This is a genomic window from Cellvibrio chitinivorans, from assembly GCF_035117775.1.
Lineage (GTDB): Bacteria > Pseudomonadota > Gammaproteobacteria > Pseudomonadales > Cellvibrionaceae > Cellvibrio > Cellvibrio chitinivorans.
In genome coordinates this window covers 487,215-512,149 of record NZ_JAYKKN010000002.1, presented here as the reverse complement: position 1 = coordinate 512,149, position 24,935 = coordinate 487,215, and the positions used below count along the sequence as shown (strand labels likewise).

The window sequence follows — 24,935 nt, the reverse complement described above, 5'->3', positions numbered from 1 at the left end:
GATTAATTGTTAAATTGTTGTTCGAGCGTTTCCATCAATACGCTTACTTTCGCGATGGATTCGCGGTATTCCTGATCGGTTTCTGAGTCGGCGACTATTCCACCTCCGCCCCAGCAATGAATCTTGTTGCCATCACACACCAGTGTACGTATTGCGATACTGGTGTCCATTTGACCATCGACACTCACATAACCGAGGCTGCCGCAGTAAAGTGAGCGGCGGCTGGGTTCAAGTTCTTCAATAATTTCCATCGCGCGAATTTTAGGTGCGCCGGTAATGCTGCCGCCGGGGAAGGCATCGCGCAATACATCAATCGCAGTGGCGCTATTGGTGAGGTCGCCAGTCACGGTGCTTACCAAGTGGTGAACATTAGCGAAAGTTTGCAGTTCACAGAGCTTGGGGACGCGTACATTCACACAATGTTTGCTCAGATCATTGCGCAGCAAGTCTACGATCATCACATTTTCCGCGCGGTTCTTCAGGCTGTTTTCAAGCCAGAGCGCATTGGCTTCGTCCTCTTCTTTAGTTGCGCCTCTTTTCATTGTGCCTTTGATCGGCTTGGTTTCTACCTGCTGACCACGTACCTGGATGAAACGTTCGGGCGACAAACTCAGCACTGCCCCATCTCGTAGTTGCATGAATCCACTAAAAGGTGAGGGAAGCGCAGTTCGCAATGCAAGGTAGGCGATGAATGGATCGCCGCTGTATTCAGCACTGAATCGCTGGGCAAAATTAACCTGATAACAGTCGCCAGCGAGGATGTAATTGTGGATTTTATCCAGCGCAGCTTGATATTCATCCACTTTAAGATTGCTCGAAAACCCATTGATATTGAACAGTTTTTCGCCACTCTTGATGGCATTTTTAAGTTCGTGAAACATCTTGTTATGCGCTGCGTTTACGCACAATTGTTCGATTTCCAAAAAGTTATAAGCACTACCAAGCGACTCATTCAAGGCTTCGTTGATGATCAGACACGCTGTTTTTTTGTCATGATCCTGAACAATCGCCCAAGGGTAGATGCCGGTGCACATATCCGGCAGCGCTATATCCGCCTCTGCGATAACCGGTAGTTTCTCCAAGCGGCGTCCAAGGTCGTAGCCAAAATAGCCCAATGCGCCACCGATAAATGGCAACTCAGATTCTGCATTAAAGGAATGAGTGATAGGCAAGAAGGCACGCACTAGTTCAAATGGATCCTGAGTTGAGGTCTCACTCTGGCCATCTGGATGGCTAATCTCTGTTATTGAACCGCGGGTAGTAAGCAGGGTTTGTGGTGCGGCGCTGATGATGTCGAAGCGGCCATAGGTGCTTGCTGGTCTGCCTGAATCCAGCCAGATGGCATTGGGTAAATGGCGTACAGCGGCGAACCAGTATGCGGACTCTGGTTGATAATCAAGCGGAATAATATGAAGGTTGGCAGCAGTGAATTCGGGCATGGAATCTCATTGGTCAGCGCCGTTGCGGGGCGTTTATTCTACCCCATCACCTACAGCCTGCGGCAAATAGACTTTGGGGTTAAGCCCGTTTAAGCTTCGTCGCCTTTATACTGTTTTCCTAATTTCCCGATCAAGGAATCACCGATGGACGTTCTTCTATTTATAGCGGCAATGCTGATCGGCGGTCTTGCTGCTTGGCAAGTGTTTAGCTGGTACTACGCAAAAAAAATCAAAAGCCAAAAACAGGATCTCAGTGTTGAATCCCATATTCTGTTGGAACGCATTGAGAAGGTATTCAAGGTGATTTTGGCAGAAGGTTTTTTTACTGAAATTTATGATCACAATACCAAGCGCGATTTTCTTGGATTATTCAAAACTAACAGCAAAGCGTTAGTCGTGGCCAAGGCAAAGGTATCGATTGGTTACGATTTCGCCAAAATGAAATTTCGCCGTGACCATATCAACCGCACACTAGTGATAGAGCACTTTGCCGACCCGGAAATTATCTCAATTGATACCGACTATAAGTTTTACGATATCAATCAAGGTGTGCTCAATAAATTTGATAACGAAGACTTCACGGAAATTTTGGTTGAAGCTAAAAAACTTATGCAAGAAAAAGCGATGGAAAGCGAGCTGCCCCAAATCGCTCATAAACAAGCTCAGCTGATGATGCAGCAGCTATGCGCATCGGTAGGCTGGCAATTAGAGCATGAAAAAGTATTGGAACCGTTAAAAACGGTAGAGCTGATCAGTGACGATCAAACCAAACAATAAATGACGATAACAAATCAATAAGGATTGCGGATGATACTTCTGATTATTTTCACGCTTGTGGGTATGGGCTTGGGAGAAGCTATTTTTTATAACAACGGCTGGCTAATTGGTGGCGCCTTTGGGTTTTTAATCACCCAAGTCATGCAGCTGACTGGCAGCGTTAAGCGTTTGCAGAGCGATATAAAATCGCTAGGATCACAAATTCAGACTGAAAAGCGTGCCGATTCTGTATCTACTGTTCCAGCGAAAACAGCTAGTAATGAACCAGAAAAAACACAGAAACCTTTGGCTGAGCGCCTAAAAGAACATGGAATTGAGTTGCCACCTGAATCATCGGCTAGCAATCCACAAAATCCGATTGAAACTACCGCTCAAAAACCGTTTAAAACTGCCATCGCTCAACCTAGTCTTGAACCGGTTAAGGCGGATGTAACTTCATCTGTAGAAACAACTATAAACGCAGCTGTAAACACACCTGTAAATGCAACTGTAAACGCAACTACAAAAACAGGACCTACAACTCCTGCGGCACCGGGTGCAATTGAAAAAGGCATTGCCTATATCAATCGCTTTTTTACCGAAGGCAATCCTATCGTCCGCATTGGAATGGTGGTGATGTTTTTTGGTTTAAGTTTTTTAGTGAAGTACGCATCCAATGAAGGCTTATTGCCGATTGAATTGCGCATGGCTGCCGTTGCTGCTGTTGCAATCGCGTTGATTTTATTGGGCTGGAAAACCCGTGCAAGGGAAGGTGGCTACGGCTTGGTCTTGCAAGGTGGAGGTATTGCTGCGCTTTATCTCACTGTATTTGCAGCGGCAAAAATGTATGAACTTATGCCGGCCGGTGTCGCCTTTGGTTTGATGTTTATCATTGTGATGTTTGGTGCATTGCTGGCGGTAGTACAAAACGCACAAGTATTGGCGCTAATGGCAACCGCCGGTGGTTTTCTCGCTCCAATACTCACCTCCGATGGTTCAGGCAATCACATAGGTTTATTCAGCTTCTATCTCATACTCAATATCGGGATTCTCACCATCGCTTGGTATAAAGCCTGGCGTTTACTGAATTGGGTGGGTTTTATTTTCACCTTTGTGATTAGTTCGGTGTGGGGTGTATTGGATTACCAGCCGCATTTATATGCGAGTACTCAGCCATTTTTAATTGCATTTTTTGTGCTTTACCTCGTCGTTTCAATTCTATTTTCACTCAAGCAGCCGCCAAATCTGAAAGGTATTGTTGATGGCAGTCTGACGTTCGGATTACCTATAGTCGCTTTCGGTTTACAAACTGCGCTGCTTCATCATACCCAGTATGGTTTGGCAATTAGCGCATTGGTATTGGCGATTGTTTATATTCTGCTGGCGCGTTGGTTGTGGGGGAAATACCAACAAACACATCGTATTTTGATCGAATCTTTTATCGCGCTTGGTGTTTGTTTTGCAACTCTCGCGATTCCACTGGCACTGGATGCGCAATGGACTTCTGCAAGCTGGGCGTTGGAAGCTACCGGTTTAATTTGGATTGGTTTGCGCCAGGCGCGTTTGCTATCGCGTTGTGCGGGTTATTTGTTGCACATAGGCGCAGCAGTTTCTTTAATTATTCATGGTGGTAATAGCGGTACTCGCCCATTAATCGATGGCGATTTTATTAGCTTATTATTACTGGCAGCTTCGGCATTGTGTATTTCCTATCTGCTAACACGTTTTTCCGACAATCTCAGAAAAGTTGAGCGCCCATTAATCAATCTGAGCATGATTATCGGCTGGCTTTGGTGGCTGCTGGCAGGTAGCAATGAAATACAAATGCATGTGTCTGGTGAGTATCAATTCCCGGCGCTCATGGTGTTTTTTGCTGTATCTGTAGCCGCCTTATTTGGATTAAGCAGAAAAACACATTGGCCAGAACTTGCCCGCACTGGCTTTTGGTTGTTGCCTTTAGGAATGTTGGTGTCGCTGCATAATTTTGGCGAGGGGATATTTATTGGATATGCAGTTTATCCATCGCAACATTGGGGGCTGCTCGCACTGGCGATATTCTTTGCTGTGCAATACGGATATTTATGGTTGCAGCGCGAACGCACAGCCTGTGGGATTCTGAGTGTGTTTCATGTGTTAACTGCGTGGTTTGTGTTTAGTTTGATCGCATGGGAGGCGAGCTATTGGCAAACCGAAATGCAATGGCATGGCACCAGCGCTGCAGTTTTGTGGTTTGCGTGTATGGTGATTCCATTGGTGGCGCTACTGTATTTCGCGACTAAATCCCTATGGCCATTTTCTTTGCATTCAAGTGATTATAAAAACCTGATTCCTGCACCCTTAATTCTTGGTTTATTAATCTGGTTTGTTATTGCCTGTCATTATTCAGGTATTACCGACCAATTTTATTTGCCGGTATTAAATCCATTGGATCTGGCTCAAGCTACGGTTCTGTTAATGTTTGCCTATGCAATCAAACGCGGATCTATGGGCTTGGCCAATGCACCCGCGGAATTACGCTATGGTGCTTTGGGTCTATTAGGATTCATCTGGATCAATGTGGTTTTGCTGCGAGCAATTCATCAATATGCCGATATTCAGTATCACGCTCATGTGATGTGGGATTCCAGCATTGTGCAAATGGCGCTTTCTATTTTGTGGGCTATCTGTGCGCTGGTCATAATGAACCTGTCGCGCCGCTTGCAAGAGCGCAAATTGTGGATGATTGGGGCAGGGCTGTTGGCGATTGTCGTGCTCAAACTCTTCACAAAAGATGCAGCGGGCACAGGTACGCTCGCGCGCATAGTGTCATTTATCGTCGTGAGTGGGTTGATGATTTTAATTGGCTATTTATCGCCAATCCCTGCGAAAGCAAAATCATTCGATGATGAAAAACCAGAAAAAGAAAATGGAGAGGAAATCAGCCAATGATCAACCTTAAAAAATCTATTTCACTAGGCGCGATCTTGTTTGCGCTCAGTGCATCAATATGCGCTGAAGTGATTCCGGTTTATCAAGTCAGCGAAGCAGATGGAACCTATGTGCAGGTTCCACTGACGCATGACATTTACCGTTACTCGGCCGATGCGCAATTAAATGATCTATTGGTGACAGATCAGCAGGGCAATAAATTACCTTATCGGGTAATTGCTCCCAGCATTAAAAATACCGAACAAACCCAGCTTGCGGATGTACGTTATTTTCCCGTACCTGTCGGTGCCGCACCTGAAACCTTATTGGTATTAAGTAGTGCATCGATTCGTTTGGATGATAATGAAATTTCAGTCAGCGCAATCAAAGATCACAATGAAACCCAAGGCGAGAGCGCGCCAACGGATTTTTACGTGGTGGACTTGAGTGATCTCAGAACCCGAGCCGATAAATTAAAACTGCTTTGGCCAGTAAGTGAGCAGCACCAATACCTCGAAGTACAGGTTAATGGTACTAACGATATGACCATTTGGACTCCAATCGTTAAAACCACTTTGGTACAACTGCAAAAAGACGGCGAACAACTTACCCGCAATAAAATCCCGCTCAACCTCGAAGCACAGCAATACGCTTATCTGCAATTAAAATTCACTCGCGGCGGAGAAGAGCTGCGCCTGACACAAGTACAAATCGAGAACACTGAAAATCAAGCTGAGCCCGTTGTAAAAGATTCATGGAAAGTTTCTGGTACTTTGGCAGAAAAACAAGAATCTGCATTACACGCAATTAATAGCGGCAAGAAGCAATCAGTAGCTGCATGGGAATTTGAGCGCGACGACATAGCGCCAATCACAAACATCAGTATTGATTTAGGTATTGTCAGCTATGGCGATAACATCAAAGTGTTTTCACGCAGCACCAAAAAACAGCCGTGGAATTTAATCCATCAAGGCATTTGGTTTAATGCACAAGTAGGCGATGAATGGCAACGCAGCAACGCAATGAACATCTACAGCAATAGCGATACCCAATGGCGTGTAGAGCTAAATGAGCATGTCCGCACCAGCGCGAATCCTCAACTGGTATTCACCCGTCAACCGGAAGTGTTGCAATTTATCGCCAACAACACCGCACCTTTTAATGTCGCCATAGACACCGAAGCTGCCGCAGGCAACCTACAAACCAGCGCCCAAATTTTCTCGCAGCTAACCAGCGGCAAAGAAATAGCATGGCAACAAACTAACTACAACGAACTAAAACCCGAGCTACACAAATTCGCCCGCCACTCCCTGAATATCAGCTGGAAAACTATTCTGTTTTGGGGCGTTTTAATTGGCGCGGTATTGGTGTTGATCGGTGTTGCCGTGCGGTTGATGAAGCAGATGAAAGTTAAAGATGCAATTTAAATAGGTTTTACAAATAGAAAGAGATTCAAATGGCTTCAAAATTTTATGTGGTATGGGCGGGGCGTGAGACGGGGATTTTTACCGATTGGCCTACTTGCAAAAAACAAGTCGATGGATTTGTGGGGGCGCGTTATAAGTCGTTTTTAACGCGGGAAGAAGCTGAGGCGGCATTTGGTAGTGCGAAGCCGACAGCAGGAACCGGGCGCGCGGCTCCTAGTGGAAATAAGATAAAAACCTATAACGCGGCTGAAGTAAATGCACTGCCGCAACAAGTAAAAATATTTACCGATGGCGGTTGTGAGCCGAATCCCGGTGAAGCAGGTTCAGGGGTGGCGGTTTATTGCGATAACAAACTCACTGAGCTTTGGTTTGGTTTGTACAATCCCAATGGAACCAATAATACTGCCGAATTAAATGCGCTGCACCAAGGTTTATTGATCGCTCAAGGTGAAGTTGCGCGCGGAAAAACCGCTGTGGTTTTTTCGGATTCACAATACGCTATTCAGTGTGTGACCATTTGGGCAATCGGCTGGGAAAAGGCGGGCTGGAAAAAGAAGGGGGGCGAGATTAAAAACCTTGAGCTTATCCAATCAATTTATGCGCTCTACCAACAATTGAAAGATAAGGTTCAAGTGCTACATGTAAATGGTCATGTTGGTTTGCAAGGTAACGAACTGGCTGACCGCATGTCTATTCTTGCGATTGAATCCCGAGAGGCCGACTTTGCACTGTATCGCGAGCCGCTGGATATTCCTGCCATTTTAGCGACTAGAGCCGGCTAGTCGCTTACCTAAAATAAAATGACACTCGCCAATATTCTTAAAAACCCCGCCTATCAATTTGCGCTGATTTTAGGCAACGGTATCAATCGCTATAACAATAATGCGAGCATAAATTCTTGGGATGCAATGTTGCTGGAGTTGTGGGAGCGGCACACCCAAGAGGATGCCCAAGCAATCCCCTTGGGGATATCCCTTACCGAGTTTTATGATGCGCTTGATTTAAGTAGTCAGTTAAAAGAAAAAAATCTGCAAAAAGAATTTTGTGATTTTTTAACCGGATGGCAACCAAAAGCTCACCATCATGCAATTGTCAATTGGGCGAGAGATCGCAACTCGCCAATTTTAACTACCAACTTTGATGAAACCTTATCGGATTGTTTGGGGTTAAAACTGCATCACTCTGACAGTAAAAAATTCACTGATTTTTATCCTTGGGGAAGCTGCTTTTCTGCGAGTGAAATTCAAAACCCTGCAACTGAATTTGGTATTTGGCATATCAATGGGCTGCAGCGTTACTCGCGGAGTATTCGCTTGGGTTTAAGCCATTATATGGGGTCGGTTGAGCGGGCGAGGGCGCTCATTAATAAGGGTAAAGATGGGCGGCTTTATGCTGAGCCTGCAGGCGCACATTGGAATGCAAGTGATACCTGGTTGCACTGTATTTTCAATAATGATTTGGTTTTTATTGGTTTGGGTTTGGATACATCAGAAATCTTTCTGCGCTGGTTGCTAATCGAGCGCGCCAAGTATTTTAAAACCTTTCCTGATCGCGCTAGAAAAGCCTGGTATGTATACGCTGGGCGCGAAATCTCGCAAGGGCAGAAGATATTCCTAAAAAGCGTAGGTTGCGACATTCTTCAAGAAACCAGTTATGACGCACTTTACAGCGGCATTTGGCATACCTAATTAACCGCATTTCGGCTATGGGTTTGGTTTTGTAAATGTCTTTTTATTTATCCGATAATTGAGGTAGATTGACGCACAACTCAGTAGACACCAATAATTTCGAATAACTAGAGGACTGAAAATGATTAAGCCGTTTGCTTGCACCGCTATGGCCGCATTGTTGTTATGTGGCCAAATGGTTTCAGCCAAAAACAATCCTGACCAAGAAGAATGGATCGATTTATTTAACGGTAAAGATTTAAGTAATTGGTCAGTAAAAATTCGTGGTTTTCCATTAGGCGAAAATGCGTTTAATACCTTCCGTGTTGAAGATGGCATCATGCAAGCTCGTTATGATGAATACACAGAATTTGATAAACGCTTCGGTCATATTTTTTATAACGGCGGGCCATATTCACATTACAAAATTCAAGTCGAATATCGTTTTGTTGGCGAGCAAGTAAAAGGTGGGCCTGAGTGGGCATGGCGCAACAACGGCATTATGTACCACACGCAAGACCCCAAAACTATGGCGGTCGAACAGGATTTTCCCGGCAGTATGGAATATCAGTTGCTGGGCGGAAATGGTAAAGACGCGCGCACTACTGGCAATCTTTGCACTCCCGGAACGCACGTTGTATTTAACGGAAAATTCACCGAAGACCATATTATTAATTCAACCAGCGATACCTTCGCGGGCGATCAATGGGTAACGGCGGAATTAGTCGTTCACGGCAGTGAAAAGGCAGAGCACTTTATTAACGGCAAGAAAGTGTTGGAATATACCGATTTGCAATGGGATGACCGCACGCCAAATGGTAGCGGCTATATCGCACTGCAAGCTGAAAGTAGCCCAACCGATTTCCGTAAGGTTCGCCTGCTAAACTTGGAAGGCTGTATGGATAAAAAGGCCAAAAATTTTAAAAGTTATTTTGTAAAAGATAACCCAAAAGCCTGCGCGTACTAAACTTAGGCTGTTGTTCAATATAGTTAAGTTAAAAACAAAAATATCCCTCAGCGGGAAAGTAACCGTGTAATGGTGTATTCAAGAGGAACGACCACATGAACTTCAAATCTATAGCACTGCTTGTAGCTGTTTTTGCATCCTTTTCTGCTATTGCAGATGATGCAGCAATCGATGCTAAATACGATAAATCCTGCAAGATGTGTCACGATACAGGCTTAATGGGTGCCCCCAAAACCGGTGATGCTGCCGCTTGGGCGCCGCGCTTGGAAAAAGGAAATGATGTACTGCTTAAACACGCAATCGAAGGTTTTAATGCAATGCCCCCCAAAGGTACTTGCATGGATTGCACAGATGAAGACCTGCAAAAGCTGATCGAAAAAATGACGAAATAGTTTTTAGATTGGCTCTAACTAAAAAAGCAGCGACTAACTATCGCTGCTTTTTTTATCACTGGTTTTTCATTGGTGCGCTCAGAGTGCGCTGTAACGGAAATCCCTGACCTTAACTTTACCCGTACCGCTGCAATAAATCGCAACTTTTAAACTCAGGAATCCGCCAAAAACATTATGGTTGATACCGGAAACTTCCATGCGTGTGCCGTGGGTTATCCAGGTTTTGCCATCATCATGAGAATATTGATAGGTAATGACTTGGTTGTCATTGATTAAACGCAAACGTAGTTTTTTCGACTTATTCGGAATGCGCGCCCAGCTATGTTCTTCTGCATATTGATGGGATTTAATCGAGTTACTATCAAAACTCAAACCTACATAAGCTTTGTGGTTGTAGAACAATAGCAAGCCTGCCTCTGCATCACCTTGCAATTCAAAGCTCGCTTCCGCTTGGTATGCGCGGTCACCTACATTGCAAGTTAACGGTGATGAATTAGCGGGTGATGTTCCTGCTGCCGTTAGCTCCAACATTTTATTTTTGTAATGAATTCGCGTTGCTTCTTGCTTGCCTGGGTTATGGAAATTCCATTGAATACCGATTTTATTCTGCGAGAAATCATCGGAGAGTGCCATGCCAGATTCACCGGTTGATGCTGGTAGCGGTTTAGCTAGTGGTGTGGAAAGGTCACCACCTTTTGCGCGAAACCATCCATCATCAGTCCATTCAATAGGTTCCAAAATGGTTTGACGACCGAGAGTGCGGAATCCATTTTCGTAGGCGTGATAAATCATCCACCAATCGCTGCTTTTGCCATCTGTATCTTTTCCTTTTACTGATGGCCCTTCAATTAAGGTAGCGTGACCACGCGACCACCAAGGTTCTGCTTCAGATTGTGTGCGCACTAATGGATTGTATGGGCAGTGTTCCCAAGGGCCATGAATAGAGCGCGAGCGAGCAGCGATTACCATGTGACCGGTAACTGGACCTGCGGTGCCGCCGACTGCGGTAACTAAATAAAACCACTCGCCACGGCGTAATAACTTGGGGCCTTCGGGCGCAAAATTTTCGACGATCCAATCATCGGGATAACGCCAAGGATTGTAGGCTTGTTCGATTTCTCCATCGGTTGCTAAACCATCATTGCGCAGGCGAATTTTGCGAATGCCGTTTACAAATAAATAACGTTTTCCATCTTCTCCTACGGCATGACCAGGGTCGATACAGCCATCGATTTTTAAATCAATCGGGTCACTCCAAGGGCCTTTAATATCATCCGCCCAAATCACGTAAGTTCCCCAAGGTTTTCCTTCAGGAGCAGCGGGGATATAAATGTAATAGCGATTTTCATGCTTGCATAAATCCAATGCCCACACAGTGCCGATGTTTTTATGCAGGGCAGGGCCGATGGGAACCCAATTAACCAAATCTTTCGAATGCCAAATCACAATGCCGGGATAAGAATTAAATGACGAAAATGTCATGTAATAGTCATCACCATCTTTTAATACGGTCGGATCAGGATGATCGCCAGCGATAATCGGATTTAAAAAAGTGCCGTTACCAAGGTCGGCTTTGCGTTGGCCTTCAATTCCGCGTGCCCATTGCAGCTTGTTGGCAGGGACGCAGTTGTTGGTACCGGAAGCCGATTTTGTTTCTGTGGCCTGAGTGAGACTAATTAATCCCAACGGGGATACAGCTGCGGCTGTGACACAGGCTTTAAATAAGGTTCTGCGTGTTTGATCAAACATTTCAAATTCCTTAGGCTCGGACTTAATGGCGAGTTAGCTCAAGTAAATAAACATCGTTTTCGCGCAGTGGCAATTCCAGTGTGAAACTCCCATCTTTGGCGATTTTGATCGTTTTTTCCTGTGAGGGTTTTCCAGTAGCCTGAGATTTTAATTCTGCTACTTGCGCTCTAGTTAATTGTGTTGGCGAACCCATGCCAATAAAGGCTGTGAAGGCATCGTTCTCTTTATAGCCTACTTGTGAAATGGCGAGTGAATATTTACCTTTTTTCAAATTAGTTAACTCAATTTTTACTTTGCCTTTTTCAGCTGGAGGCAAGTCTTTGATGTAGTACTGCTGGTTATTAATGCCATCAGGCAAGGTTAGGGTTGAGTCCCAAAATAAAACTTGCACATTGCCTTTGTCATCGCGAGTTGCAAAGGACTGTGCATCGTTATTGCTTAATTCGGTTGTCGATAGTTGATTCAAGAATTGATAGGCAAAATAGGCAGGCTTTTTTATACCCTGCGTATTCATTAAGCCAAACCCGCCATAAAAAGCCTCAAAGCGTGGACCCGGCTCTTCAAAAATATCGGTAAATACCCAGTAGGACATAGACTGAGCAGCATCACCAACTTGCTTTAACTTTTGCAAAATATATGCGGCTTGATGATAAGAGTCATGAGTTGGATCTGCTGGAGTGTAGGACGAACTCCATTCGGTGTAATGTAGCTCAAGATTAGGTAAGGGCGATGCAGCAATTTCTGCACGATTTTTTAATACGTCGCGCGCAACTGCCATTTCATCTTTCGATAATACCGTGCCAGTGCTGCCAAACTCATCCAGAAAACCTTGGTTGACACCGTAGGCATGGGTGCTTACGAAATCGAGCGGCACTTTATTTTCTACGCAGTAAGCAATCATTTCTGGGATCCATGCTGCACCAGCAGTGGCAGGGCCACCCACTTTGTATTTTGGGTTTACGCTTTTAACTGCACGCGCACTATGAGCATAAAGTTTGAAATATTCCGCTTGGGTTCCTGCCCAAAACCCATCTAAATTAGGTTCGTTCCATACTTCAAAATACCAGCTGGCAACTTCATCGGCACCGTAGCGATTCGTCCAATGCTCGGTCAGTTTTTTGACCAAAGCTTCCCACTTCTCATAACTGTGCGGCGGTGTAACGTTGCCGCGCCACCAAAAAATGGTTTTATCACCGCTCGCCAGCGCGCTTGGCATAAAACCCAATTCCACAAAGGGCTTCATTCCAATACTGAGGATGTAATCGTAAAGCGCATCTATATATTGAAAGTTGTAATGCTCTTTGCCTTGAGCATCAATTTTATAAACACCCATGTCATCCGTTAGCAGGCCGTGCATCCGAATATAGCGAAAGCCCGCATCCTTTTTTATTTCAGCGAGTTGTTGTTGCCAATCAGCGCGCAGACCTTCGTTGGCGCGCCCGGCACCAATACTGGTTTTGAAAAAGGTATTGAATTCGCCTTTTACTTTATTCGCATCAATAACAATGTTGCGCTCTTGTGCATTTGCTATGAGTGCCGATGCAAAAAAAATCGCGGCAATACTGTGAAAAATAGTTTTTATCGTCATGGGTAAGTCTCTTGCTATTAAATCGTGTTTTTACTTTTTCTTTAGAGGTGTTGGAGCATTTTAATTTGCGCAACTCCTCTTAGCCCTTGCTGTAAGGATTCAATGGACGTGTGTACAGATGTATTCTGCGCGACTAGATCGTAATCAAACTCATGTGCAGAACCTATAACCAATATCGATTCCGATAGCGCGCGGCATTGAATTTTTTCAGCAGGAGTATGATAAGTATCAATTTTATTCTGGGATTTTTTCTCGCCATTTATTTTTACTGATCCACTAATGACACTTGCCCATGCAAATTGATGATTAAGTGGCAACTCATAAGTCCACTGCTGCTGCACATCCAAATGAACGATCAATAGGTTCACTAATGAAGGCGCAGCGAAGGTGCCGCGATTTATGCCGTTCCGACCAATTAACACTTGTGCAGGATCATTTTTGTTTCTTGCTGATGCCTCAATATAACTGCTTTGTGGAAGAGAGTTTTCCAAGGCTGGCGATAAAGCAATGCTTACCTGAATCGCCAGATAATCATCAGTTGTTGGTTTTATCGCATGCAAGATTCCCGAGCCGGAAATAATCCAAGCCCAGTCATCTTTTTTTAAACAACCGGATTTTCCCGTTGAGTCGCGATATTGGCCTTCGCCAGAAATAACATAAGTGATGATCGCTTGACCTGACACTGATTCAAGTTCTGAACCTATACCATTTGTTGCGCTGCAAAGATTCAGCGCAACAAATGGTTTGATGTTTTCTCTATCGACTAGTGCCGTCAACAAACCCGCTTGCTTCTGTAGTACTACTGATGTTTGGCTATTATTGATTTCACTGAAACCATAACTCATAGTTTGTTCCTGCAATGTATTGAACATGTCATCCTGGAATTAAGTTAAAGCGTTATTGTTTTCCTGCACCCTGCATAAGCGCATCAAAAACTTGTTGATCCAACACCTTATTGTTGGTGCGATCCAGCAATCCACCTGTGTCCCATACAAAGGGTTGAATACCGTAAGCGATAGCTTGTTGAGTGATGTACTTGAAGTAATAGGCGCGGCTATCAAGATGCAATTGCAAATCAGCGCCAGTTAAATTGTCGCGCTTGCCAGTGCCGTATTCGCCAATAATTACCGGAATGCCCTTATCGATAAATTGGGTTTTCATGCGCTGGAATTGTTGGTTAACGTAGTCTTCTTCGCCCCATGTGGGGTTGTGCGCAGTGTCAGTGGTGGAATGAAAATCTTTGCCCCAATAATAAAATTGGTTTCCCCAGCCTTCATCTTTTGTCATGCCGGTGAAATTCCAGGGGCTGTAGTAATGAACTTCCATCATTAATTTATTGGCCACAGTATCTTCAGGCATAGTGATCCAAAGTTCATGGGTTTTGTCGATGTCAGTTACTGGCCCCTGAACGACAAGCACGCGGTTAGCATTTTTACCACCGGTGGCACGAACAGTATCAACAAATGTTTGATGATAGCTGTGCAACACCGCCATTTCCTGCGCATCTTCTACCGCTGGTTCGTTGGCACTGGCGAATAACACATGCTCATCAAAGTCGCGCAGATGGGTGGCAATCTGTTCCCAAAAGGCTTTTTGCTTGGCGTTAATTTCGGTTTGTTTGGCGGGAGTGACATTGTCTTCCAGCCAGCCGCCATCCCAATGAACATTGACCACCACGTAGAGATTATTATCCACACAATACTGCACTACCTCTTTGACGCGGTTGAGCCAGTTGATATCGATTTCTGCGGTAGTTTGGTTAGCGTACTGATTCCATGAAACGGGTAGGCGAATCGCATTAAAGCCTGCCTGTTTTACATAGCTCACAAATTCTTTGGTGATCTTTGGATTACCCCAATAGGTTTCCGATTTCCCTCCCATAGCTTCAAGGGTATTGCCAATATTGAAGCCAATTTTTATCTGATTGGCGATTTGAGTCGCTGTGCTTTCCATCCCTGTTTGATCTGCTGGTTGAGGGCTGAGGTTATAACTGGGATAGAGATTTTCTGACACTTCACTAGTCACAGAAGAGCTAACAGAACTTGAGGCCACAGCAGAAGATACAGATGAAGCGGATGATGACTGAATGCTGGATGATGCTTGGGTGGCGGAACCGGGAACTGGTGTTGCCGAGGTGCCGCCGCTGGAACCACCGCCACCACAAGCGACTAAAGATGTTAAACAAACCGATATCAATAAAGTGTTTATTATTTTCATGACAATTTCTCTGGCTGGATAAAAAATCCATTTCCCTTTTTATTCGCGCATGTTGTTCGCATATGCTCGCGTGTTATGCGCGGAAAAGGAAATTGGCCAGATGAGTTTGTCCAAAAAGTACGCAGTACTGGTAATGCTTGTGCTAAAAACATTATCAGTTTGCAAATAGTGGTAGTTTTTTTCGATTTAGTTGAAGTGTAACTGGCGATTTTTACTAGTTGTTCATGGCTAGTGGTCGTCGACAGTTTTATCGCACAGGCTTTTGTAGGTTTTGGGTGTGCAGTGGTATTCCTCTTTGAAGAGTTTGTTGAAGTAGGAAACATTTTTGTAGCCTACTGAATAGGCGATCTCAGCGATGTTCGCTTCATCTACCTGCGCCAGTAAACGCGCTGCTTCGGTCAGGCGCAGCTTGTTCAGGTAGCCAGTAAAAGTAAAGCCGAGTTCAGATTTGAGAATGTCGTTGATCTTGGTGCGGCTCACGCCAATTTCGCTCGCCATAGCTTCAAGATTTAAATCGGCATTGGCGTATTGTGTTGCCATAAAATGCAGGATCGCACTGCGGTCTTTATCTTTTAGCGATTCAACCGACAGTTGTTGATAGGCAACCAGAGGACGGTCGCGTTGGATTTTATTTTGCAATTCACTAATAAGCGCACGGGTATGCAGCCGGAATAGCCAAAGGCCATAAGCGCTCCACAGAATAAACAGCGCAACACCAAGCAAGTAAAGATAAAACCAGTTGTGGCCGATCAGGGTTATTTCGCTAATTTGAACGTGCGTATCAACATCCCGAGGGCTGCGGGAGCTACTGCCAAAGTTGAGTTTGGCCACTTTATCGAGCTTGTATTCCTTTTTCGACAAATCGACCTTGAACATATCGAACCACCATTGCGGTGTTTCCAGTCGGGTTAAATCCAATTCAACAGCTTGCCACTCAGGAGCGCAGGCAAAAAAAGTGGCGGGCGATCGGTAACTTAAAAAGTCATCCAGCTTGGATACTTGCTCGTCGAAGGTAATCATGGTGAAGGTGAGGGTATTTGCACGCGAGCATTTGGCGCTGAAGGCGATTTTATCGAAGGCAGATAAGTCAATAAACGTCGAAGCGTCTGGATTACCAAACACCATGTTCACTGCGGCAAAGGGATATTGCGCTTGTGGCCGGACGGTAAAATTAAAACTCAAGCTAAAAATATCATCCGTCAAATTCAGGCTGGAACTGCCTTGTTCATACACATCGGTGTGAGGTTCCGAATGCCACTGCAATTGTTTATCGGTATTGGGTAATAGCGATACGCGCAAAAACGTTTTATCCACGTACAGATAACTAATCAGCGCGCTAGCTAATATCAAGCCTAAAAAGCTCACCAGTGCTTTGTTATAAAATTCTTGCATAGGGCAATCACAGCGAAGGGGCAATTAATCAAAATGGTAAAACAATCGTCCTGGTTACTAAAGCAAAAAGACCTCGGCGAGAGGTCTTTTTGCAATGGGGCAATCAATAAGGGGCAATCAATTCATGTAATCCTTAATGCCCTTCATGAACCTCTTCTTTCAAAGTTGAAAGATAAGCGACCAAATCACGCAACTCTGCCTTGGTTAGACCCAATCCCATTGGTGGCATTGGTGAGATTCCACCAAATTCGAGTTTGTCGATTTCACTGCGTGCGATGGTTTGCGTTCCCGCAGTAGCGGTAATGGTTACATCATTTTTGGTTTCTGCATCAAACGAACCTTCGATGCGCTCGCCATTTTTCTTCACTACTGTCACGCGGCCAAAACCAGGGGCGATACGTGCAGCGGGGGCAACCAAGGCTTCCAGCATTTGCTCTGGCGTAATGCGCGTGGCGATGGTGGTTAAATCTGGCCCCACTTTATTGCCACGTGTGCCAACCATATGGCAGCGCACGCATTGGGTGGAGTTGCTGTAGCGGAAGAGCGCAACGCCTTTTTCAGCATCGCCGCCGTAAATCGCTTCGCGATAAACATCCAAAGGATTGGCTTTATCTTTTTTCGCTTCGTAGTCGGCCAGCAATTGCGTGAACTCCGGTGTGCCGATTTTTTCTGCCGCCGTAATCAATTCAAGCTGTACCTGCGGTGCGATTTTGCCATCGATTAACAACTGCATTTGCTCTTTGAAAACCGCTTCGGCTTCAGTGGCTTTTACATTGGCGAGCGAGAGCAGGGCAGCTTGCTGTTCGCCAGTAGTGCCATTTTTTAGCAATACACTGTGCATTTCGACCACTTGTGCCACAGGCAGATTCAGCTCGGGAACCAGTGCTAGTGCCGCCATACGCACGGCTTGATTGTTATCTTTCAATGCTATGAAAACGAGATCGCCAATATTGGCAGGATTAAACTTTTTCAGCGTGTGCAATGCAGCTATACGAACCACGGCAGATGAATCGGATTTTAATAATTCAATTAGCGTGTCGTTCGCATCTTTAATATTCAATTCACCAAGTGCCAATACGCTGGCTTCACGCACGTGTTTATCCTGATCTTTTAACAGTGCAGGATAGCCACTGGTAATTGCAGCAATAGCTTCTTGTTGTGGGTGCTTTAATTCGCCGCGATACATGCCGGTTACGCGATCATAATTAGATGACTCAGCCCACACGGAAACCGCTTGGATAGCTTCAGCGCGCAATTTTCCACCGATAGCTTTTTGCTGTGCAAATTGAATCAAGCGATTGGCATTTGCTGCTGTGTCATTAATTGAATAGACATTGGCATTAATTGCGCGGCGCAATAAAGGCTCGTTGGTAAAGCGAGGATTTTCAACCAGTGCAGCCAGTGCGGGCAGGGCATCGGTTACCAGTGCATCATCGCTAATAGCGCGCGCAGCGTTGGTAACAACAAACTCACTTTTATCATTCAAAAAGTTTGCAAGTGCAGGGCTTTGCAAACGCTTTAATGCAACCACTGCGGCGATACGCACTGCCTCCGAAGGATGCGTTGCTAATTTGCCCAATGCATCTTCATTACCAATGCGCGCTAATGCGATAGCACCGGCGTGGCGCAAGTACACATCCTGTTCATTGTTGGTTTCCAGCATATCCACCAAAGGCGCAATTGCAGATTCCACGCCCATACGACCCAAGGCTTGAGTTGCGTAGAGTTGTACGCGCGGATTTTTATCGGCAACCAAGGGCAATAAATTTTCTGTTGCTGCTTTGACAAAAGCTTCATCTGGTTTAGGTACATCACCTAATACTTTTGCCGCTTGCGCACGAATTTCAGGGTCGGCATCTTTTAGTAAATTAACCAGAATTGCATGATGCTCAGGATTTTTGCGCAGTATTTGCCCCAAGCCCCAAATAGCGTGGATACGCGCTAATTGATTGCTGGATGAAACCGCGACTTGCTGTAAAGGTTCTAGTTGTTGATTTTCAACCAATGCGAATTGCGCTTTTTGGCGCACGCGCATATCGACGTGATTTAACAGCTCGACCAATTTTTCAGTCGGCTCTTTACGCAAATCACTGGCGAGCAAATTTTTGGTTTCAGTACGGATGGCGTTGTTTGCAGTTTCCGGTGTATCCAATTTCCATACTCGGCCTTTTTGTTTTAAGCCCCAGCCTTCAATCCAGTCACTTAAATAAAGTGCGCCGTCGGGGCCAAAATCCAAACCGGTCGGCAATACACCGCGGAAAACATTTTCATCGCTCGCTAATTCAAAGCTGGCACCTTTTGGTTTAAGCGTAAATGCATTAACACCGGCGCGTGTTGCCGAGCCAACAAACTCCACGACAAAAAAATGGTCTTGCCATTTATCACTCAATGCCGTGCCCGGGTTGTAAGTCATGCCTGCAGGGCCGGCGTGATAGGGCGCAACCGGTGGCAAAATGTGCGCGGCTTGGCCTTTAAAATGCGGCTTGTAATAGTCCTCATCCATCCAGACTTTGTAGGAATTATTTTTAGGATCTTTGTATTTTCCGAGTTGCCAATTGATTCGCCAGCCGGTGTCTGAACCATCAATCAAATGCACAACACGTTCGTATTCGCCGATGTGATCACCATCGTTATCGACGCTGATAAAGTTGCCGTATTTATCAAATGAAAATTCATAAATATTGCGCAGGCCAGCGGCAAATACTTCAAAGTTACTGCCGTCCGGTTCACTGCGAACAATCACGCCTTGGTTGGAGTAATTCCAGTTTTTTCCGGTGCTGTCGGTAATATTGGTGCCCACATCTCCCATGCTGTAATACATCATGCCGTCCGGGCCTTGCATAGCGCCGGAAAGTCCGTGGCCACTAAAACCAATATGCACACCAAAACCGTGAGCGAGCGATTCTTTGGTGTCCATAGCACCGTCGCCATCGGTGTCTTTTAATCTCCAAAAATCGGGCGCGACGTTTACAAATAATTCTTCGCTTTGATCGTTATAAAACATACCGCCGATCACATCGGTCACTTCGGTGTGGAAATCATTCACTGCGGTTTGCGCAAAATCGGCTTTGCCGCTGCCTTGAGTATCTTCAAGGCGAATCACTTTCTCAGTCATCACCGCCAAGTCACGCCAGTCATTGCTGCCATCTTTGTTGCGGTCGGGAATACGTTCATTCTGCGCACTTTTTTCTGGCGCGAGTTCTGCGTGTAAAAACGCGCGGCGATCTTCTACGGTTGAGAAAGCAACCGATGGATGCTCCCACTCTGGATAGCCGCGAATATCAAATTCCGAGTTGTTGCTGCGCTGGGTAATACCCGCCCAAATACGCCCTTTGTCATCCACATGGATGGCGACCGTATCGCCCAATAATTTCTCCGAAGCCCAAAGCTCGCCTTTAATACCATCCGCCAAAGTAAGCGGAACCTGCTGCTCAATTGCCTGCGCAGCCTGCTTAGCCTCATCTGGCGTGATGCGGGTAATATCGAGCGCGGCACTGCTCGCCGCAGAACTGGCTTGCGCTTGCGGAGCTTCAGCCGCTGGCGGCGCATCTTTAGAGCAACCGCCAATCAACAACAGCGACCCGACAAGCGGAGCAAGTAAATACTGGGATAAAGGAGTTCCAAGTGGACGTTTTTTCAACAAAGGTTGATTCATGGTTGGCTCACAGCTATTTATGGTTATTCGTCGCCCGAACCGGGCTTATAGTCGGGATGAATTATAGGTGAGCACAAGCGTCAAAAGCGTATTAATTGACGCTTGTGAACATTAATTAACATTTATCAGATAGATTCCTTAATTGGTTTTTCATCTCGCCCGCAACACCCTAAACAAAACGGGTACAACAAACAGTGATAAGAGCGGTGCGGATATCATGCCTCCCACCATAGGTGCAGCGATCCGGCTCATGATTTCAGAGCCGGTTCCACTGCCAAAAAATATCGGCATTAGTCCTGCAACAATGACTGTTACGGTCATCATTTTTGGGCGAATGCGCGATGCTGCACCTTGCTGAATAGCCTCGAATAAATCCTGTTGTGTTGTTGTTCCCGCATCAATTCGTTCTTGCCATGCCTGTTTTAGATAGAGCAGCATAATCACCCCGAATTCGGCGGATACGCCGGCCAACGCGATAAAACCTACCGCAGTTGCGACAGATAAGTGATATCCCATTAAATATAACAACCAGACGCCGCCAGTCAGTGCAAATGGTAGTGTGCCCATAATTAGCAGCGCTTCATCCCAGCGCGAAAAAGTTAAAAATAGCAACACCAGAACAATCCCCAGGGTTGCAGGTACTATCCATTGCATACGTGCATTTGCGCGTTCCATAAATTCAAATTGTCCGGCGTAGCTAATACTGGTGCCTGGCACTAATTTCACTTGGCTATCAATTGTGTTTTGCAAATCTTTGACAGTGGCCGCAAGATCGCGCTCACGTACATCAATGTAGACAGTACTCACTGGTCGGGCATTTTCGCTTTTGAGCATACTCGGGCCATCGCTCACTGCAATATTGGCAATGGTTCCTAGCGTGATGTGGTTACCCAGCGGCGTGATGATAGGCAAATTGCGAAGCTTTCCGATGCTGTCACGCCAATCGCGCGGATAGCGCAGGTTGATTGGGAATCGCGCCCGACCTTCTATTACTTCACCCAGATTTTCACCGCCGATCAAACGGCTAACCACCGATTGTGCTTGGGTCATACTTAATCCGTAACGTGCCAGCTCTTCCCGATTGAAATCAATTTCCAGAAAACGCCCACCCGCAATGCGTTCGGCGACTGCTGATGAAACGCCATCTACGGTTTTTGCGACTTGCTCAATTTGCTGCGCAACTTGGTCGATATCGGCGAGCGAGTTTCCCGCGATTTTTACACCAATAGGGCTTTTAATTCCTGTGGCCAGCATGTCCAACCGATTGCGAATGGGCGGTATCCAGATATTGGATAGCCCCGGTATTTTTACCCGCACATCCAGTTCGGCGATAAGTTTTTCCGGCGTCATTCCGTCGCGCCATTGGTCACGCGGTTTGAATTGAATCGTAGTTTCAAACATTTCCAACGGTGCAGGATCAGTCGCGCTATCGCTGCGGCCAGCTTTGCCGAAAACCTGCGCGACTTCCGGCACAGTTTTGATCAGGCGATCAGTTTGTTGAAGTAATTGACTTGCTTGCTGAACCGTTAATCCTGGTAGGGCGCTGGGCATGTATAAGACATCGCCTTCATCAAGGGGAGGTAGAAATTCGCCGCCCAATTGGCTGAGTGGCCAGGCAGTGGTCAGCAATATTGCCAGGGCAAAACCAAGCGTCGTTTTTGGGTGCCTTAATACGTGTGTTAACGCCGGACGATAAATGGCAATCAGCCAGCGATTGAGGGGGTTCTTGTGCTCATTGGGTATCCTGCCGCGAATCCAATAGCCCATCAGTACGGGAATAAGCGTCACCGAAAGTCCGGCGGCTGCCGCCATCGCGTAGGTCTTGGTAAATGCGAGCGGGCCGAATAATCGTCCTTCTTGCGCTTCCAAGGTAAACACGGGGATAAAAGAGAGTGTGATAATCAGTAACGAGAAAAATAGCGCAGGTCCAACTTCAGTAGCGGCCTGAGTAATAATCTGCCAGCGCGGTTCTCCACTAAGTGTTTGCTGGGGATTTTGCTGTTGCCAGCGCTCCAGATGTTTGTGCGCGTTTTCAATCATGACAATCGCTGCATCTACCATCGCACCTATCGCAATAGCGATTCCACCCAGTGACATGATGTTGGCATTAATTCCCTGATGGCCCATCAATGCAAAAGCGATGAGTACACCAAGCGGCAAGGAAACGATTGCGACCAGAGACGAACGCCAGTGCCAGAGAAACACAGCGCATACCAGTGCAACCACTAAAAACTCTTCGATAAGCTTGCGCGTTAAGTTAGCCGCTGCACGGTCGATCAACTGGCTTCGGTCGTAGGTGGTGACTATCTCGACGCCTGCCGGCAAGCTATCTTTTAATTGTGCGAGTTTTTCTTTAACAGCCTTGATGGTAGTGCGCGCGTTGCCACCTGAACGCATGATGACAATCCCGCCGGTGACTTCGCCTTCACCATTTAGCTCCGCGATCCCCCGGCGCATTTCCGGCCCCAATTGGATAGTTGCTACATCCTCAAGCAAGATAGGTACGCCATCCACTAATCTCAGCGGAATGTTTTTAAAATCATCCAGCGTGCTCAAATAGCCGCGCGCACGAATCATCAGCTCCGCTTCACCTACTACCAGCACGCCACCACCGGTTTCCTGATTCGCTTGCTGGAGTGCTTTGATCACTTCCTCGTGAGATAAATTGAAGGATGCCAGACGGATCGGGTCGAGGATCACTTGATACTGCTTGACCATTCCACCGATGGCGGCCACCTCAGCAACATTGGGTAGGGGTGCCAACTCAAACCGCAAAAACCAATCTTGCAGTGCGCGCAATTGGGCGAGATCGTGCTTACCGGTTTTGTCGATCAGAGCGTATTGAAAAATCCAACCAACACCGGTCGCGTCTGGCCCTAGTGCGGGTTTCGCTGTTGCGGGCAATTGTGTTTGAATCTGGCTCAAGTATTCCAGTACACGAGAACGCGCCCAGTAGATATCGGTATCATCGTCAAACAAGATATAGACGAAGCTATCGCCAAACATCGAGTAGCCGCGCACGGTTTTGGCGCCGGGTACGGACATCATTTTGCTGGTGATTGGATAGGTCACCTGATCTTCTACCGTTTGCGGGATCTGTCCGGGGAAGCTGGTGCGGATAATCACTTGAACGTCGGATAAATCGGGGAGGGCATCGATCGGTGTCATCTTAATTGCCCAGGCGCCCCATCCCGTGAGTAGCAACGACGCTATCAATACCAATAAGCGATGGGCAATCGACCAACGAATAAGACGCTTAATCATGATTCATCTCCAGGGTGTGAGAATGTAATTTCACCGATGGGATGCCCAAAAGGGATGCTTCAGAGTCCAACAAAAATTGGCCGCTTGTGACGACCTCCTGATCAACTTCCAAACCTTTTTTGATGTGTGTTTGGTTTCCGATTTCTTGGCCTGCGATTACTTCGACAGGTCGAAAGGTACCACTAGATTCTGCCACCATTACCAACACGCGTTTTCCCGTGCGGATGATGGCTTCGGTAGGGACAAATAATCCTGTTTTATCTGAAGTAGTTTGCAGAGTTACCCGCCCACTGGTACCTGGCTTGAGTTGTCTGTTTGGGTTATCGAATAAAACGCGTGCAGTCAGAGTGCGGGATTTTTCATCAACGATGGGCAAGAGATATTCGAGCGTTCCGTATAGCGCGACATCATCAGGGTTGGCGGGGTAGAAAGTTGCCTTAGCCCCAGAGGTTAATAACGAGGCTTGTGCCTCCGGGATGGCAGCGTCAAGCCACACGCTATCGATACCATTAATCTGCACTAGCGTGTCGCCACTCGCCATGGCCATGCCAGTTTTAATTCCCAGCAGGGTAACCACCCCACTAATTGGTGCGGTGATGGTTACACGAGTTTCCGGCTGCCGGGTTTTCTCCACTTTCGCGATCAGTTCATCTGGCATGCCGAGTAACTGCAATCGGGTCCGCAGCGTTTGTAGCAGACGAGGATTCTCTGTCACTGGCTGCGAGAGCATGTCGTTCTGTACATCAAGCCATTCCGGAATTTGGAATTCAGCTATAGGCTGACCCGCAATAACACTATCCCCCACGGCCAAAGGCCACACTTTTTCGGCAAAACCACTTGCGCGCAATTGCACAACCGCTTGACTGCGCTCGTTAAATAGCAGCACTCCCGTCACTTCCACGTGCGTTGTTAAATCCTTAGGTTCGACTTTCGCAGTTCGCATGCCGAGGTTTTGTACTAGGTTGGCATCAATGGCCAGACCTGGCTCTTGCGATGATTGTGTGGCGTACTTGGGAACTAGATCCATATCCATAAACGGCGATGGACCCGGTTTGTCAAAATGTTGGTCTGGCACCATTGGGTCGTACCAATAGAGCACCTTGGGCTCATGAGTTACATCATCAGCCACATCTTCAAGTGAAGGGGGAGTCGAGAAAGATTTAGGCAGCTGTGGCCAGCTAATACCTATAACAACACCCAGAGCCAAGGCACACATGGACGCAACGACGAGCGCGCGTACAGATACATTATTCATGTAAAAAACTCCTGAAAAGCGACAAAAAATCGTCCCGCTCGAATTCAGGTGCGACTAAAAATCAAGCGAAATTAAATCGTGTTTTTTCAGGAAATATTGGGTGGACGCCAGATGCTGGCTGGATTAAAAACAGCGAGGGTTATCGGGGGACTTTTAAGGAAAAGGGAGGCGTTCAATAAAGACGAAAAAGACGCGTGGTTATAGATAAATACCTGTACCGGTGTTTTGCAGAGATGACAGGATTGAGCGGTTTTGCATTG

Annotated in this window: 16 protein-coding genes; 7 read left to right on the top strand and 9 right to left on the bottom strand. The window is 46.3% G+C overall.

What is annotated here, in order from left to right:
• Positions 1-2: 2 nt before the first annotated feature.
• Positions 3-1,439: an aminodeoxychorismate synthase component I gene (pabB, locus tag SPL68_RS08890; RefSeq protein ID WP_323814741.1), complete on the bottom strand. Its 1,437-nt coding sequence runs from the start codon at positions 1,437-1,439 to the stop codon at positions 3-5.
• Positions 1,440-1,583: 144 nt separating this feature from the next.
• On the opposite strand from pabB, the gene SPL68_RS08885 reads away from it, so the two are divergent.
• The 7 genes from SPL68_RS08885 to SPL68_RS08855 all read left to right on the top strand — a co-directional run bounded on the left by SPL68_RS08885 (position 1,584) and on the right by SPL68_RS08855 (position 9,555).
• Entirely contained in the window at positions 1,584-2,216 is a 633-nt protein-coding gene (locus SPL68_RS08885; RefSeq protein WP_323814740.1) for a DUF4230 domain-containing protein, read from the top strand.
• A gap of 30 nt (positions 2,217-2,246) precedes the next feature.
• Positions 2,247-5,123: a DUF2339 domain-containing protein gene (locus SPL68_RS08880; protein WP_323814738.1), complete on the top strand. Its 2,877-nt coding sequence runs from the start codon at positions 2,247-2,249 to the stop codon at positions 5,121-5,123.
• Positions 5,120-6,529 (top strand): DUF3999 family protein, encoded by a 1,410-nt coding sequence (locus tag SPL68_RS08875; protein WP_323814737.1) that lies wholly within the window; start codon positions 5,120-5,122, stop codon positions 6,527-6,529. Before SPL68_RS08880 ends, SPL68_RS08875 begins: the two co-directional genes overlap by 4 nt.
• A gap of 29 nt (positions 6,530-6,558) precedes the next feature.
• Positions 6,559-7,311, top strand: coding sequence for a ribonuclease H family protein (locus SPL68_RS08870; protein ID WP_323814736.1), 753 nt, complete (start codon positions 6,559-6,561; stop codon positions 7,309-7,311).
• Between the two features lie 18 nt (positions 7,312-7,329).
• The gene (locus tag SPL68_RS08865) at positions 7,330-8,217 is read left to right on the top strand and encodes a hypothetical protein (RefSeq protein WP_323814735.1); all 888 of its coding nucleotides are present in this window, start codon (positions 7,330-7,332) and stop codon (positions 8,215-8,217) included.
• Positions 8,218-8,338: 121 nt separating this feature from the next.
• A complete protein-coding gene (locus SPL68_RS08860; RefSeq protein WP_323814734.1) occupies positions 8,339-9,163 on the top strand; it encodes a 3-keto-disaccharide hydrolase in 825 nt (274 codons plus the stop codon).
• A gap of 95 nt (positions 9,164-9,258) precedes the next feature.
• Entirely contained in the window at positions 9,259-9,555 is a 297-nt protein-coding gene (locus SPL68_RS08855; protein ID WP_323814733.1) for a c-type cytochrome, read from the top strand.
• Positions 9,556-9,633: 78 nt separating this feature from the next.
• Here SPL68_RS08855 and SPL68_RS08850 read toward each other — a convergent pair whose 3' ends face one another.
• From SPL68_RS08850 to SPL68_RS08815, 8 genes are all read right to left on the bottom strand, one after another.
• Complete coding sequence (locus SPL68_RS08850) at positions 9,634-11,304, bottom strand: family 43 glycosylhydrolase (protein WP_323814732.1); 1,671 nt, start codon at positions 11,302-11,304, stop codon at positions 9,634-9,636.
• Positions 11,305-11,326: 22 nt separating this feature from the next.
• Positions 11,327-12,892 carry a GH39 family glycosyl hydrolase gene (locus SPL68_RS08845; protein WP_323814731.1) on the bottom strand — a complete coding sequence of 522 codons (1,566 nt, stop codon included), beginning with the start codon at positions 12,890-12,892 and terminating at the stop codon, positions 11,327-11,329.
• Between the two features lie 41 nt (positions 12,893-12,933).
• Positions 12,934-13,737 (bottom strand): pirin family protein, encoded by an 804-nt coding sequence (locus SPL68_RS08840; protein ID WP_323814730.1) that lies wholly within the window; start codon positions 13,735-13,737, stop codon positions 12,934-12,936.
• Between the two features lie 52 nt (positions 13,738-13,789).
• Positions 13,790-15,109, bottom strand: coding sequence for a glycoside hydrolase family 5 protein (locus SPL68_RS08835; protein WP_323814729.1), 1,320 nt, complete (start codon positions 15,107-15,109; stop codon positions 13,790-13,792).
• Positions 15,110-15,337: 228 nt separating this feature from the next.
• The gene (locus tag SPL68_RS08830) at positions 15,338-16,501 is read right to left on the bottom strand and encodes a helix-turn-helix domain-containing protein (RefSeq protein ID WP_323814727.1); all 1,164 of its coding nucleotides are present in this window, start codon (positions 16,499-16,501) and stop codon (positions 15,338-15,340) included.
• 133 nt (positions 16,502-16,634) lie between these two features.
• Entirely contained in the window at positions 16,635-20,156 is a 3,522-nt protein-coding gene (locus SPL68_RS08825) for a HEAT repeat domain-containing protein (protein ID WP_323814726.1), read from the bottom strand.
• 150 nt (positions 20,157-20,306) lie between these two features.
• Positions 20,307-23,420 carry an efflux RND transporter permease subunit gene (locus tag SPL68_RS08820; protein WP_323814725.1) on the bottom strand — a complete coding sequence of 1,038 codons (3,114 nt, stop codon included), beginning with the start codon at positions 23,418-23,420 and terminating at the stop codon, positions 20,307-20,309.
• Positions 23,413-24,675: an efflux RND transporter periplasmic adaptor subunit gene (locus SPL68_RS08815; RefSeq protein WP_323814724.1), complete on the bottom strand. Its 1,263-nt coding sequence runs from the start codon at positions 24,673-24,675 to the stop codon at positions 23,413-23,415. The genes SPL68_RS08820 and SPL68_RS08815 overlap by 8 nt, the downstream gene beginning before the upstream one ends.
• Positions 24,676-24,935: the final 260 nt, after the last annotated feature.

Bases quoted from the DNA above. Each gene is read 5' to 3' on its own strand.
- SPL68_RS08875 (WP_323814737.1), top strand. From the start codon at position 5,120: ATGATCAACCTTAAAAAATCTATTTCACTAGGCGCGATCTTGTTTGCG.
- SPL68_RS08865 (WP_323814735.1), top strand. From the start codon at position 7,330: ATGACACTCGCCAATATTCTTAAAAACCCCGCCTATCAATTTGCGCTG.
- SPL68_RS08820 (WP_323814725.1), bottom strand. From the start codon at position 23,420: ATGATTAAGCGTCTTATTCGTTGGTCGATTGCCCATCGCTTATTGGTA.
- SPL68_RS08845 (WP_323814731.1), bottom strand. From the start codon at position 12,892: ATGACGATAAAAACTATTTTTCACAGTATTGCCGCGATTTTTTTTGCA.
- SPL68_RS08830 (WP_323814727.1), bottom strand. From the start codon at position 16,501: ATGCAAGAATTTTATAACAAAGCACTGGTGAGCTTTTTAGGCTTGATA.
- SPL68_RS08825 (WP_323814726.1), bottom strand. From the start codon at position 20,156: ATGAATCAACCTTTGTTGAAAAAACGTCCACTTGGAACTCCTTTATCC.
- SPL68_RS08835 (WP_323814729.1), bottom strand. From the start codon at position 15,109: ATGAAAATAATAAACACTTTATTGATATCGGTTTGTTTAACATCTTTA.
- SPL68_RS08850 (WP_323814732.1), bottom strand. From the start codon at position 11,304: ATGTTTGATCAAACACGCAGAACCTTATTTAAAGCCTGTGTCACAGCC.
- SPL68_RS08860 (WP_323814734.1), top strand. From the start codon at position 8,339: ATGATTAAGCCGTTTGCTTGCACCGCTATGGCCGCATTGTTGTTATGT.
- SPL68_RS08855 (WP_323814733.1), top strand. From the start codon at position 9,259: ATGAACTTCAAATCTATAGCACTGCTTGTAGCTGTTTTTGCATCCTTT.
- SPL68_RS08815 (WP_323814724.1), bottom strand. From the start codon at position 24,675: ATGAATAATGTATCTGTACGCGCGCTCGTCGTTGCGTCCATGTGTGCC.
- pabB (WP_323814741.1), bottom strand. From the start codon at position 1,439: ATGCCCGAATTCACTGCTGCCAACCTTCATATTATTCCGCTTGATTAT.
- SPL68_RS08840 (WP_323814730.1), bottom strand. From the start codon at position 13,737: ATGAGTTATGGTTTCAGTGAAATCAATAATAGCCAAACATCAGTAGTA.
- SPL68_RS08880 (WP_323814738.1), top strand. From the start codon at position 2,247: ATGATACTTCTGATTATTTTCACGCTTGTGGGTATGGGCTTGGGAGAA.
- SPL68_RS08885 (WP_323814740.1), top strand. From the start codon at position 1,584: ATGGACGTTCTTCTATTTATAGCGGCAATGCTGATCGGCGGTCTTGCT.
- SPL68_RS08870 (WP_323814736.1), top strand. From the start codon at position 6,559: ATGGCTTCAAAATTTTATGTGGTATGGGCGGGGCGTGAGACGGGGATT.